3 protein-coding genes and 1 pseudogene are annotated in these 2,510 nt (G+C 69.0%); 3 read left to right on the plus strand and 1 reads right to left on the minus strand.

Features of this window, described 5'->3' with window-relative positions; all coding sequences use genetic code 11:
* Nucleotides 1–102: 102 nt before the first annotated feature.
* Nucleotides 103–240, plus strand: a complete 138-nt coding sequence (locus tag CSW58_RS16345; protein ID WP_369825193.1) for a hypothetical protein — start codon at nt 103–105, stop codon at nt 238–240.
* 55 nt (nt 241–295) lie between these two features.
* Nucleotides 296–595: a hypothetical protein gene (locus CSW58_RS16350; protein ID WP_369825194.1), complete on the plus strand. Its 300-nt coding sequence runs from the start codon at nt 296–298 to the stop codon at nt 593–595.
* A 126-nt stretch (nt 596–721) separates the two neighbouring features.
* Here the strand turns inward: CSW58_RS16350 and CSW58_RS12920 are convergent.
* Nucleotides 722–1,626: pseudogene (locus tag CSW58_RS12920) on the minus strand (haloalkane dehalogenase).
* 144 nt (nt 1,627–1,770) lie between these two features.
* Between CSW58_RS12920 and CSW58_RS12925 the strand changes: the two are divergent.
* On the plus strand, nt 1,771–2,430 hold the full coding sequence (locus tag CSW58_RS12925; protein ID WP_236627826.1) for an MBL fold metallo-hydrolase: 660 nt from the start codon (nt 1,771–1,773) through the stop codon (nt 2,428–2,430).
* The last annotated feature ends 80 nt before the right edge of the window (nt 2,431–2,510 follow it).

Here is a 2,510-nt window from a genome sequence, read left to right on the forward strand (position 1 = left end):
CCCTGGTGATCTTCACCAGCGACAACGGCGGGGCACTATGTCGGCCTGCCGGAAATCAACCGGCCCTATCGCGGCTGGAAGGCGACCTTCTTCGAAGGCGGCGTGCGCGTGCCGTTCTACATGCGCTGGCCCGCGGGCCTGCCGTCCGGCGCCAAATATGCCAATCCGGTCGGCCATATCGACATCTTCGCCACCGCCGCCGGCGCGGCGCGCGGCGATCCCCAAGGACCGGGCCATTGACGGCGTCGATCTGATACCATTCCTCGCAGGCAAGGCTTCGGGTCGCCCCCACGACGTGCTGTTCTGGCGCTCGGGACGCTACAAGATGGTGCGGGCCGGCGACTGGAAGCTGCAGACGCTCGAGGACCCCCAGAAGGTCTGGCTGTTCGACCTGGCCAGCGACCCCACCGAGCGCAACAACCTGGCGACCTCAAACCCCGCCAAGGTGGCCGAACTAACCGCCCTGCTGCGCCAGCAGGACGGCCGAAACATCAAGCCGATCTGGCCGTCACTGTTGCAGGGCGCGATCGCGATCGACCATCCGCTAGGCGTCGCCGACAAGCCGACCGACGACTATATTCACTGGGATAACTGAGCCGCTGAACGCGATCCGGACAGGGCGGCGCCTGGTCCGGATCGCGCCTATCCGACGCGCCTTGGAAGGCGGCGGCCTGGGCGGAGGGCAGTCAGAGGGCGGCGCCGCCGTTCATGGCGGACCGCGTCAGGACCGAAGGCTGTGAACCAGGGTGTTGAGTAGGGCGACAATGGCCTGGGGCTGTCTTCCTGCAGGAAGTGGCCGCCGGTCAGGATCACGTGCGGCTGGCCGGCCGCCCCGGGGATCCGAGCCTTGAAGATCGCCTCGCCGCCGCGGGTGACCGCGTCGCCGTCGCTGAAGGCCGTGACGAACGGCTTGTCGAAGGTCTCCAGCACCGCCCAGGCCGCCTTGTTCTCGGCCACCGAGCCATGCTCGGGCGTGGTCGGGACCAGGGTCGGAAACTGGCGCGCGCCTTCCTTGAAGGTCTCGTCCGGGAACGGCGCGTCATAGGCGGCGATCTCAGAGTCCGTCAGGTCGCGCGCCGTGCCCATGTTGACGATGCCGCCCACCGGCAACACCGGGGCGTTCTGGCTGAAGTCCAGCCAGGCCTTGAAGCCCTCGGTCCAGCCCGTGCCGGTCGGCAGGCCGGTATTGCCGACGGCGACGGCCGCGAAACGCTCCGGAAAGGCCGCGACCAGCCGCAGGCCGATCAGGCCGCCCCAGTCCTGGCAGAACAGGGTGACGCCCGTCAGGTCGAGGGCCGTCAGCCAGTCGCTCATCCAGGCCACATGCCGCTCATAGGTATAGTCCTCGCGGCGGCTGGGCTTGTCGGAGCGGCCAAAGCCGATCAGGTCCGGCGCCACGACCCTGTGTCCCTTGGCGACCAGGCCGGCGATGATGTTGCGATAGAGATAGGCCCACGAGGGCTCGCCATGCATCAGCAGGACCACGGGCGCGTCGCGCGGGCCCTCATCGACATAGTGCAGGCGCAGGGCCGTGCCATCGGCGTCGGTGATCTCGACATAGTGCGGCGGGAACGGCCAGTCGGCCAGGGCCTCGAACCGTGAGTCCGGCGTCCTCAACACGATCATTCCGTCGTCTCCCGTTGACTCCGCCGCGAGCCCGGCGGCATATATACTGACAACATGCGTGCCACTACATTGCGGTGGGGTCAAGCCCGCCCGCCACGTCCAGGGAGCGAAGCGATGCGGACCAGAACGATAGTGGGATTGTCATTGGCCGGGCTGGTCGCGGTGACCGCGACAGCGGGTTGGTTCTTGCGCGGCCAGATCGCCATGGCCGCCATGGAGCGTCTCTACGGCAAGGCCTTGAGCCGCGCGCCGGACGACGGTCTGGCGGACGGCCTGCACGTCGGCCTCTGCGGGGCGGGCGGCCCGATGCCGGATCCGCGACGCGCCGGTCCCTGCACCGCCATTCTGGCGGGGAAGCGGCTGTTCATCGTCGACGCCGGATCGGGCGCCAGCCGCAACCTCTCCCTGATGAACCTGCCGCCGGCCCGGGTGGAGGCGATCTTTCTCACCCACTTCCATTCCGACCATATCGACGGCCTGGGCGAGCTGATGCTGCAGCGCTGGGGCGGCGGCGCGGCGACCTCGCCGGTTCCCGTGCACGGCCCGACCGGGGTCGACCAGGTGGTCGGCGGCTTCATGACCGCCTACACTCTCGATGAGGGTTACCGGATCGCCCATCACGGCCAGAAGGTGATCCCGCCCTCGGGCTTTGGCGGCGCCCCGCTCCCGTTCGTCGCCGGCGAGGCCCAGCCCGACCTGGTGCTGATCGACGAACCGGACCTGAAGGTCACCGCCTTCCCCGTGCGCCACGACCCTGTCCAGCCCGCCGTCGGCTACGCCTTCGAATACAAGGCCGCAGGGTAGTGATCAGCGGCGACACCGCGCCGTCGGCGCGGGTGGAGGCGGCCGCCAAGGGCGCCGACCTGCTGGTCCACGAGGCCTTG

This window comes from Caulobacter sp. B11, from assembly GCF_002737765.1.
In the GTDB taxonomy this organism is placed as follows: Bacteria; Pseudomonadota; Alphaproteobacteria; order Caulobacterales; family Caulobacteraceae; genus Caulobacter.